We start from the raw sequence: 14,984 nt of genomic DNA, 5'->3' as shown, positions 1-14,984 counted from the left end.
GGAAGCCTGGATCAATCAACCAACCCAAACCAACGAACTGTCACAGACAGCTTGATAAATTCCGTATTCGGGTGTCGACAGGGATTTAGCGCATCCCCGGGTAATTTGCGCGTCGCGAGGCTGTCGCTCAACCTGCGAATAGGCATAAAAAAGCAGGGCCGGTCAATGACCGGCCCTGCTTTTTGAAATCCGAAGCTTAGAGAGCCTGGATGTTTACTGCCTGGGGACCCTTGGGGCCCTGCTCGACGTCGAAGGAAACCTTCTGGTTCTCTTCGAGGGAGCGGTAGCCGCCCGAGTTAATTGCAGAGTAGTGAGCGAAAACGTCCTGGCTGCCATCTTCCGGGGAGATGAAGCCGAAGCCCTTTTCGGAGTTGAACCACTTGACGATACCTGTAGCCATTTTTTCAGTTTCCTTACTGAAGGTGGAGGTTGTCCCGACTGTCGGGCCTCCGGTGTGGGGTGTTCTCCACCGTTACTTCAGAAGGTCGCGGTTGATGAACCGCGGGAACTGCCTGAACTACCAAATGCCAAACACAACAACAGCTACAAGCATACAGGGCTTTGGGCGGATCGCTACTATTTGTCAAAACTCTTCATCTGTCGCGCGCCGCCAGATGACCGACTACGCCCGGACTGACCCGAAATTGTCCGAGATCTCGCATAGCCTAGAAACACCGATGAAGCCGCTGGAGTGCACCCAGGTATCAACGCGGCCGGCGTGGCTGGAACCAGAGGAGCAGATGGACTACTACGCAATAAATTCACTGCGTGAAAACCATGCGGGATGGGCATTGCTTCGCGCCCAGAACGCTCCCCTGGCCGTGCACTTCTTCATGGCCGCATTTACCGGTCCCAACCAACGAAACATCGGCCGCCAGCAGCTCATCGACGTCCTGGATGATGTCCTTTTCGGCGTCCGGGAATCGTTCGGAGAAGACAAGTTCCCCCGCCCGGCGTCAGACTACCTCGACGATTGGGCCGGTCCTGAGCGGGCCTGGCTGCGGAAATACTACGTTCCCGGCCAGGACGAACCGCACTACGATCTCACCGCCGCCGCGGAGGACGTAGTGCGTTGGGTCGAGAACCTCCGCGGTAGGGATTTCGTCGCCACTCAATCGCGACTGACCAGCATCTTCGCAGTCCTTAAAACGCTCGTCCAACAATCTGAGACGGACCCTGATGTGCGATTGGCCGAACTCCAGCGCCAGCGCGACGGGATTGACGCCGAAATGCAGCGCCTGCGCGACGGCAACATCAAGGTCATGAGCGCTCCGGAAGCCCTGGACCACTTCCAGCAGTTGACCACGCTGGCCAAAGACCTGCTTTCCGACTTCCGCGAAGTCGAACAAAACTTCCGAAGGCTGGACCGCCAGGTGCGCGAGCAGATCGCCACGTGGGATGGGAGCCAAGGCGAACTCCTCGACTCGATCTTCGCCAACCAGCAGGATATTGGCAGTTCCCTGCAAGGCCGCACGTTCCAGGGTTTCTGGGACTACTTGATGTCCCCACAGCTCCGGACCGAGCTACGGGAGCTGTTGCAGCGCGCTACACAGATCGAAGCACTGTCACGCATGGACAATCTCCATGCCGTAGCCAACCTCCACCAGGACTGGTTGCCCGCCGTCGAGCAGACCCAGGCCACTGTCCGCCAACTCTCCCAGCAAATGCGCAGGCTTCTGGACGACAAGGTCTTCCTTGAGAACAAGCGGATCATGCAACTGATCCGAAGCGTCGAGTCCAGCGCCCTCACTATGCGGGACCACCCGCCGTCGGGCATTTTCATGGAGATCGACGCGCCGTCGGTGGATGTGTCGCTGCCGTTTGAGCGTCCCTTGTACGAGCCGGGGAGCCGGGTCCTCGTCATGGACGACGTCGTTGCCGCCGACGACGCGGATGTTGACGCTGGTGCCCTGTTTAGTCAGTTTTACGTGGACAAGGAGCGCCTCAAGTCCTCCATCGAAGCCGTGTTGGAGGACGCAGACCAGGCCACCTTGGCAGACATCACCGCCGCCTATCCGCTGTCGCAGGGACTCGCCGAGCTGGTTGCCTATTACCAGCTTGCCGCCGAGTCTGACTGGGCGAGTATCAACCCCGAGGCAACCCAGCAGCTGACATGGTCATTGCCCGACGGCAGCGTCCGCGAAGCGACAATCGATCAAATCATCTTTGTGAGGCCTGCATGAGCACCATGACCGAACCAGCCGCACGCACTCCGGAGGAACTTCCCGGCGTCGTCACCAGGCTCTTCAAAGGCGTGATCTACGCGGAAACAGACGAGAAAACCTGGCAGTCGCTGATCGCGCTAGCCTCCCACGTCCGTGACTATGTTGCGGTCCTCGGGTTGGACCTGATCCTCGACGAGTCAGAGGGCTACGCCTTCCTCAAGTCGCGGGAGGACCCGGAAGGCACTCTCCCCCGGCTTATCCCCAGGCGTCAACTGACCTTCGATGTCAGCCTGCTCCTGGCCCTCCTGCGTGGCCGGATGCTGGAGTTCGACACCAACAGCAGCGAACTCCGCCTCATCATGACGGAACAGGAGATTACTGACATGGTTTCGGTGTTCCTACCCGAATCCAGCAATGAAGCCCGGATCCTGGACAAGCTGGGTACCAACATCAAGAAGGTGGTTGAGCTCGGATTCCTGCGGAAACTGCGCGGCGAAACCGGCACGTATGAGGTGGCGCGCATCCTGAAGGCGTACGTGGACGCACAGTGGCTGGAAGAGTTCGACGCGCGGCTGGCGGACTATCGCCGCTCGCTCACCGGGCAACAGCCCGCAGCATCGGCAGAAACGGAAGACGCATGACCACCGAGTTGCAGGACGGCCTCTTCAGCTTGGACGAGTTCCCTGCTGGGCAAAAGGACGACGACGGCGCCGCCCCGGGCTTCCGGCTGCACCGCCTGGAGCTGCTGAACTGGGGGACGTTCCACGGCGGCGTCCGCACGTTCCGTTTGGACGGCGCCAACAGCCTGCTGACCGGGGACATCGGTTCGGGAAAGTCCACTGTGGTGGACGCGATCACCACGCTCCTGCTCCCGGCCAACCGGATCGACTACAACAAGGCCGCAGGTGCGCAGAAGCGCGAACGCACGCTAATGTCGTACGTGCGCGGCTTCCACAAGAGCACGCGCAGCACAGGCGGCGAGTACTCCAAACCCGTGGCGCTGCGAGCGCCGGGGGCCCTCACGGTGGTCCTCGGCGTCTTCCACAACGCAGTCCTCAAGAAGTCGGTCACGCTGGCCATCACTCTCTGGACCATGCAGGAAGCGGGCCAGCCCAGCCGTTTCTACTCCTTGGCCGAAACCGAGCAGTCCATCGCGGAGGACTTCGCTAACTTCGGACAGGATCCGGCCAAGCTGAAGAAGAAGCTCCGTGCCGGGGGCGCGGCCGTCCATGACACCTTCGACCCCTACGCTGCAGCTTTCAAGCGCCACTTCGGCATCAGCGGCAACCAGGCCATGGATCTGTTCCACCGTACGGTCTCCATGAAGCAGGTGGAGAACATCACCCACTTTGTGCGGACCAACATGCTCGAGGAAGATGACGTGAAATCGCGCATCGACAACCTCATCCACCACTTTGACGACCTCAAGAAAGCCCACGAGGCAGTTCTGAGGGCGAAGGACCAGATCGGGTTGCTGAAGCCAATCCGGGATGGAGCCGCAGTGCATCAGCAACTGAGTGCTGAAGATGCGCTGGCCCGGAAGCAGCGCGATCAGCTGCATCCGTGGTTCACCGATCAGCAGCTGACTTTGAGCCTGGAACACCAGCGGGAGCTTGAGAACACGGGGGCCAAACTGCTGGAGGACTGCACCCAGCTCACCGCGGACATTTCGCGGTTGCGCCACGAACTCTCAGTGGTCCAGGAGGACATCCGCACCAACGGCGGAGGACGGCTCGCCGCAATCGACGCCGACGTCGCCCGGCTCGAAGAGGAGTCACGCTCCCAACGGAAGCGCTTCGAGCAGTACTCAGCTGCCGCCGTCGAACTCGGTTTGAGCGTGCCGGAAGACCGCGTGCTCTTCGACTCGAACCGGACCCGTCTGGGCGAGGTGGAAGCAAGACTCAAATCCGAGAACACCGGCCTCCAGAACCAGCGGACGCAGCTGAGCGTGGAGCACACGGACCTCATGGTGCGCGGGAAGGACATCGATGCCGAGCTGGTGAGCCTGCAGTCCCGCCAGACCCTGCTGCCGCTCGCCCAACTGGAACTCCGCCGTCGTCTGTGTGAGGGAATAGGCGTCGCGGAAAGCGCGCTGCCCTATGCTGGCGAGCTGCTGCGGGTGCGCGACGGCGAGTCGGAATGGGAGGGTGCAGCGGAACGAACGCTGCGCGGCTTCGCCCTCTCCCTGCTGGTCTCGGCCGAGCACTATCCGGCAGTGAGCAGTTGGGTGGATTCCAATAACCTCCGCGCCAGGCTGGTCTACCTGAGGGTCGGCGATTCGCTTGCTGCGCGGCCTGCCGAGGCGGGGACGCTCGCTGCGAAGATCGCCATCAAGCAGAGCACTGCCTTCCGCAGTTTCTTGCTGGACGAACTCAGCACCCGGTTCGACTACGTGTGTTGCGACACCATGGAGGACTTTCGCCGCTACCCCAAGGCCCTGACGGTCAACGGCCAGCTCAAGGGCGGCCGGGGCCGGCACGAGAAGGACGATCGCCGTGATCTCGCGGACCAGCGCAACTACGTCCTCGGCTGGGACAACCACGACAAGATCGCCCGTTTCCTCGCCGAGCGCGACGACGTCAAAGGCAAGCTTCGCAGTGTCGAGACGCGGCTGGGCAAGGTGGACGCCTCCTTGGGCGCTCTCGGACGTCAGAATCAACAGCTGGGCACCATCCGTTCAGCGGGCGATTTCGCCGACATCAGTTGGCAGCTGACCGTGCGCAGGATCCAGGAGCTCAAGGATGAGAAGAGCCAGCTCCAGTCGGCCAGCAGCGTGCTGCAGCAGTTAACAGCCAGGGAAGCAGAGGTTGCGGGGAAGCTCGGACGCCTCGAGGAGAAGTCGAACAAAGTCCAGCAGCGCCTGGGCGCCAATGAGAAGGATGCCAAGGACATCGCCGCAGCGATCGAGGAGTGCCGCCTTGCGCTGGAGGAGCATCCGTTGACGCACGACGGCGGCGTGCTGGCCGCCGTCGCGATGCTCGCGTCCGAAGTTCTGGGCGAGAAGGCCCTCACCTACAGGAATACAGGTGCGGCTGAGAGCTCCGTCCGTTCGGGCCTGACCGCTTCGATCGATGCGCTCACCAAGCGCATCGCGACGGCGGCGGCGTCCACCGTCCGGTTGATGACGGAGTTCCGCGGCAAGTACCCCAACGAAACTAACGACATCGATGCCTCGCTAGACGCAGCCGGAGAATTCAATCGACTGCTGGAGCAGCTGGAGAAGGACGATCTTCCGCGCTTCGAGGCGCGTTTCAAGGAGTCGCTGACCCAGAACACTATCCACGAGGTGGTGGCGTTCAACGCTTTCCTCGACAGCCGGCGCCAGGACATTGTGAATCGGATCGGTGAAATCAACCTGTCCCTCGCGGCGATCGAATACAACCCGGGCAGGCACATCCAGCTGGAGCACCAGGGCTCCGCCGACTTGGACGTACGCCAATTCGGGATCGACCTGCGGGCCTGCTCGGAAGGGACTATTGGGGACGAGGATCAATACTCGGAACAGAAGTACCTACAGGTGGAGAGGCTCATCGAGCGCTTCCGGGGTCGGGAGGGCTACACGGCGCTCGACGAGCGTTGGACCGCCAAAGTAACGGACGTGCGGAACTGGTTCACTTTCTCAGCCTCGGAAAAGTGGACCGAGACCGGCGAGGAATTCGAGCACTTCACGGACTCGGGCGGGAAATCGGGCGGTCAGAAGGAAAAGCTGGCCTACACGATCCTTGCGGCGGCGTTGGCTTTCCAGTTCGGACTTGCTTCCGGAAAAAATTCGGGAAAGGGCGCAGCGAAGGGCCGCAGCTTCCGCTTTGTGGTTATAGACGAAGCTTTCGGCCGCGGCTCGGACGAGTCCGCGCGCTACGGCCTGGAACTCTTCCAGCGCATGAAACTCCAATTGCTGATTGTCACACCGCTACAGAAGATCCACGTCATCGAGCCTTTTGTAGCACATGTGGGTTTCGTAGCGAACACCAACGGCAATGACTCCCAGCTCCGCAACATGACCATCACGGAATACCGCGAGGAGCGGGATCGCCGTGCCGGCTAAGAGTGGCGCAGGTGCAACCAGGTCTGCTGGCGCGTCCAGAAACTGGACCACGCTGGCAGGGCTGCGGGCGCTGTCCTCTGCGGCGTGGGAGCGCGGGCAACTGCTGCGCGAGGCGCTGGAACCAACGGAAGCGTACCCCCGCCGTCGTGCGCTCAAGCGGCCCTCGGCCACCGAACTGCGTGACGACTATGCCACCGCACGGGAGTGGGCGGCTGAGTTGTTCGCCTCGGCCGGGACGTACATATTGGAAACGGTCGACGTCGGCCGCACCACGATCGGTTCAAACCAGCTCCCCGCTGCGGCGGTATTTGCGAGGGTAGAGGACGAGGCGGCCTTCGTTGGCAGGACTCGGGAGCTGGCCCGGTTCCGTTCGTTGGCCGATGCGTTGGCGGCCCTCGATCCCGCGTTGCGGACCTGGGCATTCAAGCGCCCGCTGCAGCTTCTGGCTTTGGGCGACGCGGCCCTGACCGCCGCCCTTGTGGCGTTGTGGCTGCGGGAGAATCCCGGGCCAGGTATTTACGTACGGCAGTTGAGCCTGCCCGGAGTCCACACGAAATTCCTCGAGACCCACCGGCGCGTGATTGATGAAATGGTGGCGGGGTTGGAGGCGACGTCGCTTGAGGACGATCCGCCGGATGCTGGTGTCACCGCGGACGGTGACGAGACCTTGCTCGTCAGCCCCGTCGCCCGTACCCCAGCTGCCCGCTTCGCCGAACGTCACGGCTTTCTTCATCCGCCCGAACTGGTCCGCTTTCGGCTGCTGGACCCGGCAATTCCGCTGCTGGGCGATGCGCGTGACGTCATGGTCACCGCGGAGGCGTTCAGGAGCTTGCGGCTTCCGGTTGAGTCCGTGATCGCCACCGAGAACCTCGTGAATTACCTTTCCCTTCCGGATCGTCCACGTTCCCTGGCGCTGTTTGGCGCGGGCTATGGCTTTTCGAGTTTGCGCGATGCGGGTTGGCTGGAGGATTGCGAGGTCTTGTACTGGGGAGATCTTGACACCCATGGCTTCCGCATCCTGGATCAACTCCGCGCCGTCCACCCCCACGTGTCCAGCGTACTCATGGATGAAGCGACGCTGCTTGCCCATCGGGAGGCATGGGGTGTGGAGACGTCGCCGTCGCGAGCTCTCTTGACGAGGCTGACCGTCGAGGAGGCAGAAGTCTACGAAGCGCTGGGAAACAACCGATACGGAAACGGGGTTCGCTTGGAGCAGGAACTGGTCCGTTGGGACTGGGCGCTGGAACGGATTGCTGCCGGACCTATCGGACTCAGGCCTGCCGGAACGGATGCCGTTGATTTTCGGTCGACGCCGAGGATCGAAAGCGACATCTCGACCTCAGAAATTCTGTCCGATCTGCGGGGCGATCGTTAGCCCCTAGAGCCTTTCGAGCCCTGCAAGCGTAGAGTTCCGCCATGGAGCCGATTCGGGTGGTCCTTCTTCCGGGGAGCGTTCTTCCCGCCCAACCCGCTTATGGCGCGCTGATCGAAGCGCTGGGACCGGACGTCGACGCCGTCGCGAAGGACCTGGAGCTGTACGACGGCGATGAGCCGCCACCGGGCTGGAGTCTGGACACCGAGATCGACGGCGTGCTCCGCGACGCCGAAGCCCGCGGCTGGGACACGTTCCACCTGCTCGGTTATTCGGGAGGCGGAGCCGCCTCTCTGGCGTTCGCCGCCAAGCACCCCGAGCGACTGCTTAGCCTCACGCTTCTGGAGCCCGCCTGGGCCGGCAGTTGGGACTGGAGTCCGGCGCACGCCCAGCTATGGAAAGAATACGAAGCGCTGGAGACTCTGCCGCCTGCGCAGTTCATGGCCGCGTTCATGAGGCTGGGAGTGAAGCCCGACGTCGTCCTTCCGCCTCCGCCCGAAGGCGGACCGCCGCCGTGGATGGCCAAGCGGCCGGCCGGGATCCGGGCGTTCCTGCGGGACTTCAAGATTTACGATCTGGACCGGACTCGGTTGGCTGCGTTCAATCGGCCGGTGTTTCTTGTCCTCGGCGGCCTGAGCAATCCGGACGACTATGGCGAGGTTGCCGAGCGGCTGTCCACGGTGTTCCCGGACTTCCGCCTTGAGGTGTTCCCTAGCCGCCACCACTTTGATCCCCCGCACCGGATCGAACCCGACCGGCTTGGCGGGTTGCTGCGCGAGCACTGGGAACGGGCGGATCGGGTTGTCTGAAGCGGGTCAGGTGCGGGCTGAGCGAGTTGCCCGGCACCTGAACAAACGGCTGCCGGACCCTGCCGCGTGCACCATGCGTGGCGCTATGCTCTGACCATTGGGGGGGCGCAGTTGCTCCTGCACACGAGAAGGAGCACTGCGGATGAGTGACTACCAGCCCGACCAACGCCCGTGGCCGCCCCAGCCAACCGCGCACTACGAGATGCACCCCAGCCCCTGGCCCGATCCGCGGCAGGGCTATCCCCCGCCGTCCCTGCGCACCGAACCGCTGGCCATCGCATCCCTCGTCTGCTCTTTCGTGATCAGCCTGCTCGGCATCATCTTTGGGCATATTGCCCTCGCGCGGATCAGGCGGAGTGGCGACGGCGGCCGGGGTCTCGCCGTCGCAGGTCTGGTGATCGGATACGCAGGCCTTGCGGCCGGCACGCTCGCGGCGGTGCTCGCACTGACGCTCGTGTCCACCGGGTTAACCATGACCGCGGGGCAGTGGATCGGAAGCGGCCCCTCGCCCACTCCCCTACTCCAACTCCCCGATCGAGGGCCCAGCCCGGCGAACATGAACGCCAACGGCGGGATCACCTTGGCCGCGGGAGGCAAAGTGGTGCCTGTCGCTGCGTCCACCGTCGACACCACCACGCTCCCGTCGCCGGATCCGCTCGCGACCCCGAACGGCCAGCCCGCGCATGCGCCGGGCGTCGAGGCCTCGCCGAAAGGGCAGCCGGCCAAGGTGGTGGTGTACATGGACTTCATGTGCCCGTACTGCGCCGACTTTCACAGCTCCTACGGGCCCAGTCTCGACCGCCTGCGCAACGAGGGAAAGATCACCGTGGAATACCGCCCGCTCGCCTACCTCGACCGCCAGTCCACTAATAGGTACTCGTCACGTGCGGCCGCCGCGGCAGCGTGCGTCGCCGATGCGCACCCGGACAGGTATGCGGACTTCCTCTCCCAGTTGTTTGCCCACCAGCCGGCCCAAGGGTCCTCGGGCCTGAGCAACCAGGAGCTGAAGTCCCTCGCGGCGGCGGCGGGCACCGATTCGGCCAAGTGCATCGACAGTGGCACGTTCCTCGCGTGGGCGCGGTACTCCAACAGGCTCGCAGTGGACAGCGGGATCAACAGCATCCCGACGGCGTTCGTCGACGGCAAGCAGTGGGGCGGCGGCGCGTCGACCGGATTGGACTTTATCCAATTCCTCCAGGTCAATCTCAACGCCCGCGTGGGCGCCGGGACCTAATGGGCGTGCGGTGACGCCTGGCCGGGATCACACTGATTCGGCCTCCCACGATAATGGAGGTCACGGCATGTCCTTCAGTGAGTTGGGTGGCTTCGTGCTTTCGACTTTATGCCGGGGCCTCCCCGCCCGCTTCTCCGATCCTGACCGATCTGTTTCGCGCCTGTTCGCACTGACGGCTCCGGACTGAGTAGCTAGCGGACCGCAAAGCATGTCACCGCATTTTCAGGTAGTGACCACTCAAGTGACCGCCTCGCGCCCTGAGTAACGTCTTCCTCGTGGCCGGACCCCAGTTCGGCACGATGCGCGCGACACGTGTGCCGCCGATAGGGTCCACCCGTGCCGTTATTCAACGCAGGTCTCCGCCCGACGGGCGCCTACTTCCCGACGAACGCGACCGGCCCGACCGTCGCCCTCCACGAACAACCTCACGACATGGAGTGATCGCATGCGTAGTCTTTCTTTCCCCCGAATTGGTGCTGCAGCCGTTCTCGCCGTGGCGCTGGTGGGCGCCCCGATCGCGACGGAGGCGGCGTCTGCCGCCCCAACCGTGACCGGCACCATACCGGTCGGCATCAATCCGGTGGGGGTGGCCGTGGATCCAGGGACACACACCGTCTATGTCGCCAACTTCGGCTTCTTCGGCGGCTCAGGCAGCGGCACGGTGTCCGTGATCAACGGGACCACCGTGACCAACACCATCCCCGTCGGCAGCGGTCCGAGGGGGGCGGCGGTGGATCCGGGCACACACGCCGTCTACGTCGCCAACTACTACAGCGACACGGTGTCCGTGATCAACGGAACCACCGTGACCAACACCATCCCCGTCGGTACCCGTCCGGAGGGGGTGGCGGTGGATCCGGGCACACACACCGTCTACGTCACCAACACCGGCAGCGGAACGGTGTCCGTGATCAACGGGACTACCGTGACCAACACCATTCCCGTCGGTACCGGTCCGTCCGGGGTGGCTGTGGATCCGGGCACAGACACGGTCTACGTGGCCAACCTCCTCAGCGGCACGGTGTCCGTGATCAACGGGACCACCGTGACCAACACCATCCCAGTCAGCAGCACTCCGTATCAGGTGGCGGTGGATCCGGGCACACACACCGTCTACGTCACCAACTTTGGCAACAACACGGTGTACGTGATCAACGGGACCACCGTGACCAACACCATTCCCGTCGGCGGCAGCCCGTATGGGGTGGCGGTGGACCCGGGGACACACGCCGTCTACGTCACCAACTTCACCAGCGGCACGATGTCCGTGATCAACGGGACCACCGTGACCAGCACCATCCCAGTCGGCAGCAGTCCGTATATTGTGGCGGTGGACCAGGGGACACATTCCGTCTACGTCGGCAACTCCAACACCAGCGGCACGGTGTCCGTGATCAGTGGGAACACCAACCCGACGAGCAAGGACCAATGCAAGGACGGCGGCTGGGTGAACTATCCACAGTTCAAGAACCAAGGGCAATGCGTTGCGTACGTGAACCATAACCGCGGTTAATCAGCCAGCACCACGTGACGGTTAGTCACCATTATTGGGCCTAATCTCGGTGCACTCGTCGTCACCGGCCCTTCCAGCAGAAGCCATGCATTCAACGCAATAGTGACCGCGCCAGATGGCGCGGTCACTATTGTCTTCTAGCTAGACCATTCTTGCGCTCCCGCGATGAGCTCCTTGACCGGCCCTTCGTGCAAGGCGGGGTAAACAACGTTTCGGATCTGGTTGGCCTGGGGATCTGTCATGGTCCGGACGAGGGGACGCAGCACCAGACGGATCAGGGCGTTGGCCTGGCCATCGCGGATGCGGAGCCGCTCCCGCGCTGCCGTGGGAAGCTGAGTGGCGGGTTCCTCCCCCGACTCAAATCCGGCGCCAGGACCTAGGCGCGCGCCTGGCAGCCCACGCGACCGGAACCCGGTCGGGGGCAAATAAATCGACGCGTAGGGAGCATGGCGACGACTATACCCAACGGTGCGGCCCGGGCCGGCGGCACAAGTGCCTCCCGCCACCCTGTCCCGACGCTTGATTACGTTCGGGATCTGCCACGGACGAAGTGGAAGATCAGAACGATCACGGCAACGACCAAAAGCAAGTGAATGAGCCCGCCGCCGATGTTGCCGATAAAACCGAGAAGCCAGAGAACAGCGATAATGATGGCTATCCAAAGCAACATGAGGATCTCCCTTGTTTGTTTGCTCATGGAAATGCTGATTCTGCGCCCCGGCCGCTCTGCACATCAATCCAAGTTCGTGATCCCGGCCGAAGCCCACGCGGGTACCGTGTGGTGCGCTTCACCCTATGTCAGGATCAGGTTCTTGGAAATGGCAAAACAATAAGCGATAGTTACCATCCGGTTTGGCGGCGCAAGGCTGGGAAACGGGGATTACTTCGCCGGGGATTGGTCGCTGAAAGGGAAGCGCTTCACGGGTGGACCAGACACGTTCTGGTGGTTCTAACGTCCCAGATTCACATCGTCGTTTGATCGGCGGCGGCGAACTTGTCAAGAACTTTGACGAGCCTGTCAAGGGTGTCGTCGCCGGCGCCGTGCGCGTCGGCCTCGACGACCTCAAGAGTTGCCAGGGGCAATTGGCTGGCGACTTCGTAGGCGCTTCTCAAGGGTGATGCTATGTCCAGCCGGCCCCGCAGGAAGTACGCCGGTACGCGGCGCAGCCCCTCCAGGTGTCCGGTGATGGCATCCTCTTCCAGGAAGGCGTGGTTGCCGAAGTAGTGCGTGACCAGCCTGGCGAAGCCAAGACGCTGCCGTGGATCCAGTGAGAGTGCGCTCGGTTGCACAGGTCCGCTGAGGGTGGCAAGGCGGTCTTCCCATTTGCACCAGGCTAGTGCGGCGGCGTCGGACACCTCGGGATCGCTTGAGCGCAGCAGTTCATTGAGCGCCGCAGCAATGTTGCCGTCACGGTGGGCCGCTGGCACGGATGCCAGCAATTCGTCGTACTCCTGCGGATATATCTGCCCCATGGTATGCGTCAGCCAGGCGACGTCGCTGGCCCTGGTGGTGACCACCGCCCAGAGCACGAGCTCCGACACGCGATCCGGATGTTCCACCGCGTAGGCGAGTCCCAGGGTCGATCCCCATGAGGCTCCGAAAAGCAGCCATTGGTCGATGGCAAGGCGTTCGCGCAGTTTCTCCATGTCGGCCAGGAGGTGAGCGGTGGTGTTGTGCTCCAGTGCGCCGATGTCGTCGCATGCATTGGGTAGGCTTCGGCCACAGCCCCGCTGGTCGAACAGGACTACGCGGTAGCGTTCCGGGTCGAAGAACCGCCGCCACCACGGCGTCGCACCCGATCCCGGGCCGCCGTGGAGGACTACGGCTGGTTTGCCTTGCGGGTTCCCGCAGACCTCCCAGTAGATCCGGTGGCCATCGCCCGTATCCAGCATTCCGGTGTCATAGGGCTCAGTAATCGGGTACAGCATGTTCAGATACTACCGAGCCGCAGTTTCAAGCAGGCCCCCTGTCAGCTTCCCCCACTTCAACCTCCCGCACCCGAATCCCTGAGCGTAGAGTTCTGCCAAGATAACGCCCCTGGGGGGCAATCTCCGGCAACAGGGGAAGGGATCGATCATGGAGACTGACCCGCACGCACCCGCACCGGAGAACCGGCCCTTCGAGATAGACACCCTTATTGTGGGCGGGGGCCAAGCGGGACTGGCCACGAGCTACTTCCTCAACCGGGCCGGCGTCGAGCATCAAGTCCTTGAACGGCGAGCCGCGCTGGGTGGCGCTTGGCAGGATCGCTGGGATGCGTTCGTCCTGAACACGCCGAACTTCTCCCTGGACTTGCCGGGTATGCCGTACACGGGCCCGGACCCGGAAGCGTTTATGGCGCGGGACCGCGCGGTGGATTATTTCCGGGACTATGCCCGGAGGATCGATGCCCCGGTCCGGACTGGCACGGACGTCACGCGGATCTCGACGTCGGACGGCGGCTTTAGCGTTGAAACCTCCGACGGAACCTGGCGGGCACGCAATGTGGTGCTGGCGACCGGTGCGTACCAGACACCGAAAATCCCGGGTCTGGCCGCCGCTCTTCCAGGGAGCGTCCTGCAGCTTCACACGCACGACTATCGCAATCCGGAGCAGCTGCCCGATGGCGCCGTGCTGATTGTCGGGACCGGCCAGTCGGGCGGGCAGATCGCGGAGGATCTGCTCGCTGCCGGCCGGCAGGTGCATCTGGCGGTGGCCACGTGTCCGGAGGCGCCGCGCCGGTACCGCGGGCACGACATCATCTACTGGATCCTGCAAGCGGGCATCCACGGACCCGAATACGGAGTCAACGCTCTAAGGGTTGGTCAGCTCCCCTCTCCCGCGGCACGGTTCGCTTGCAACCCTCTGCTCTCCGGCACCGACGGCGGCCACGACGTCCACCTCCGCGCGCTCGGCCGCAAGGGCATCCGGCTGCACGGTCATCTGGAAGCAGCCGACGACGGCGAACTCACCTTCACGGACGACCTCCCCGAACGCCTGGCAACAGTCGAGGCCGGGTTCGGCCAACGCATGGGGCGGGCGCTCGACGCCTACATCGCCGCCGCGGAAATCGACGCGCCTGAACACCAGCCGGCCCCGGCGGATGACTGGCTGCCTGCTCCTGAGCCAGCGCGCCTGAACCTGGCCGCCGAGAACATCACGTCGGTGCTCTGGGCCACCGGCTACAAGCTGGACCTAAGCTTTGTGGACATCCCCGTTTTGGACGCCTGGAGCTATCCACGCCATGTTCGCGGAGTCACCGAGTATCCGGGGCTGTACGTGGTGGGGCTGCCGTGGCTGACGGGCCACTACTCGTCGATCGTCGGCGGAGTGGGCGTGGATGCGGAGTATGTTGCGGGGTGCGTGGCGGGCCGGTGAGGTCGCCGCGCCGAAGGTCTTTGGCTTCCGATTTCCGAGGCCAACACATCGAGGGTTTGCAACCGCTTTGCGGTTGACAGGAACACGGATGCGGCCTGCTGTCCGGCGGGGCTGAGCCTGCGGTTCGCGAGGTGGGCGAGGAGGATCCTCCGGGTGGGGGAACCGGCGAGCGGTACGGCGGTAATGTCGGGGCGGAGCGCACTCAAGGCGAGCTGCGGGGCCAGTGCGATGCCGATGCCAGCGGCGACCATCCCCTGAGTTTCCTGGTAATCGTTGGCGGCGAAGGCGATACGCGGCTCGAAGCCGGCATCGCGGCAGACCCGCCGGAGGACGTCGGCGACGGGGTGTTCGTCGCGGACGATCCACTCCTGGTCTTTTAGCGTGTCGATTCGCACCGAGCGGCGCGCTGAAACGGGGTGATTGCTCGGTACGAGCAGCATGGTGGGGTCATTCATGAGCCGAACGAGGTTAAGGTCCTCGTCCTCGAT

12 protein-coding genes are annotated in these 14,984 nt (G+C 63.4%); 8 read left to right on the top strand and 4 right to left on the bottom strand.

Annotated elements, in window-relative coordinates; translation table 11 throughout:
- Positions 1-196: 196 nt before the first annotated feature.
- Positions 197-400, bottom strand: coding sequence for a transcription antiterminator/RNA stability regulator CspE (cspE, locus tag OOZ51_RS22035; RefSeq protein WP_028266315.1), 204 nt, complete (start codon positions 398-400; stop codon positions 197-199).
- A gap of 277 nt (positions 401-677) precedes the next feature.
- On the opposite strand from cspE, the gene OOZ51_RS22030 reads away from it, so the two are divergent.
- The 7 genes from OOZ51_RS22030 to OOZ51_RS22000 all read left to right on the top strand — a co-directional run bounded on the left by OOZ51_RS22030 (position 678) and on the right by OOZ51_RS22000 (position 11,138).
- Positions 678-2,183 (top strand): DUF3375 domain-containing protein, encoded by a 1,506-nt coding sequence (locus OOZ51_RS22030; RefSeq protein ID WP_265982093.1) that lies wholly within the window; start codon positions 678-680, stop codon positions 2,181-2,183.
- A complete protein-coding gene (locus tag OOZ51_RS22025) occupies positions 2,180-2,806 on the top strand; it encodes a DUF4194 domain-containing protein (RefSeq protein WP_265982091.1) in 627 nt (208 codons plus the stop codon). Before OOZ51_RS22030 ends, OOZ51_RS22025 begins: the two co-directional genes overlap by 4 nt.
- On the top strand, positions 2,803-6,210 hold the full coding sequence (locus OOZ51_RS22020; RefSeq protein WP_265982090.1) for an ATP-binding protein: 3,408 nt from the start codon (positions 2,803-2,805) through the stop codon (positions 6,208-6,210). The genes OOZ51_RS22025 and OOZ51_RS22020 overlap by 4 nt, the downstream gene beginning before the upstream one ends.
- Entirely contained in the window at positions 6,200-7,585 is a 1,386-nt protein-coding gene (locus OOZ51_RS22015) for a Wadjet anti-phage system protein JetD domain-containing protein (RefSeq protein WP_265982089.1), read from the top strand. Before OOZ51_RS22020 ends, OOZ51_RS22015 begins: the two co-directional genes overlap by 11 nt.
- Positions 7,586-7,626: 41 nt before the next feature.
- On the top strand, positions 7,627-8,391 hold the full coding sequence (locus OOZ51_RS22010) for an alpha/beta fold hydrolase (RefSeq protein ID WP_265982087.1): 765 nt from the start codon (positions 7,627-7,629) through the stop codon (positions 8,389-8,391).
- 142 nt (positions 8,392-8,533) lie between these two features.
- Positions 8,534-9,625: a thioredoxin domain-containing protein gene (locus OOZ51_RS22005; protein WP_265982085.1), complete on the top strand. Its 1,092-nt coding sequence runs from the start codon at positions 8,534-8,536 to the stop codon at positions 9,623-9,625.
- 445 nt (positions 9,626-10,070) lie between these two features.
- Positions 10,071-11,138, top strand: a complete 1,068-nt coding sequence (locus OOZ51_RS22000; RefSeq protein ID WP_265982084.1) for a YncE family protein — start codon at positions 10,071-10,073, stop codon at positions 11,136-11,138.
- A gap of 523 nt (positions 11,139-11,661) precedes the next feature.
- Here the strand turns inward: OOZ51_RS22000 and OOZ51_RS21990 are convergent.
- Entirely contained in the window at positions 11,662-11,835 is a 174-nt protein-coding gene (locus OOZ51_RS21990; RefSeq protein WP_265982083.1) for a lmo0937 family membrane protein, read from the bottom strand.
- 266 nt (positions 11,836-12,101) lie between these two features.
- Positions 12,102-13,067: a prolyl aminopeptidase gene (gene pip / locus OOZ51_RS21985; protein ID WP_265982081.1), complete on the bottom strand. Its 966-nt coding sequence runs from the start codon at positions 13,065-13,067 to the stop codon at positions 12,102-12,104.
- A gap of 148 nt (positions 13,068-13,215) precedes the next feature.
- Here pip and OOZ51_RS21980 point away from each other — a divergent pair, with 148 nt between their 5' ends.
- The gene (locus tag OOZ51_RS21980) at positions 13,216-14,496 is read left to right on the top strand and encodes a flavin-containing monooxygenase (RefSeq protein WP_265982080.1); all 1,281 of its coding nucleotides are present in this window, start codon (positions 13,216-13,218) and stop codon (positions 14,494-14,496) included.
- Here the strand turns inward: OOZ51_RS21980 and OOZ51_RS21975 are convergent.
- A partial coding sequence (locus tag OOZ51_RS21975) for a LysR substrate-binding domain-containing protein (protein WP_265982078.1) occupies positions 14,427-14,984 on the bottom strand: 558 nt, incomplete at its 5' end. The two genes, OOZ51_RS21980 and OOZ51_RS21975, sit on opposite strands and share 70 nt — an antisense overlap.

This window comes from Arthrobacter rhizophilus, from assembly GCF_026241105.1.
Taxonomy (GTDB): domain Bacteria; phylum Actinomycetota; class Actinomycetes; order Actinomycetales; family Micrococcaceae; genus Arthrobacter.
This window is presented reverse-complemented; position numbering and strand designations above follow the sequence as displayed.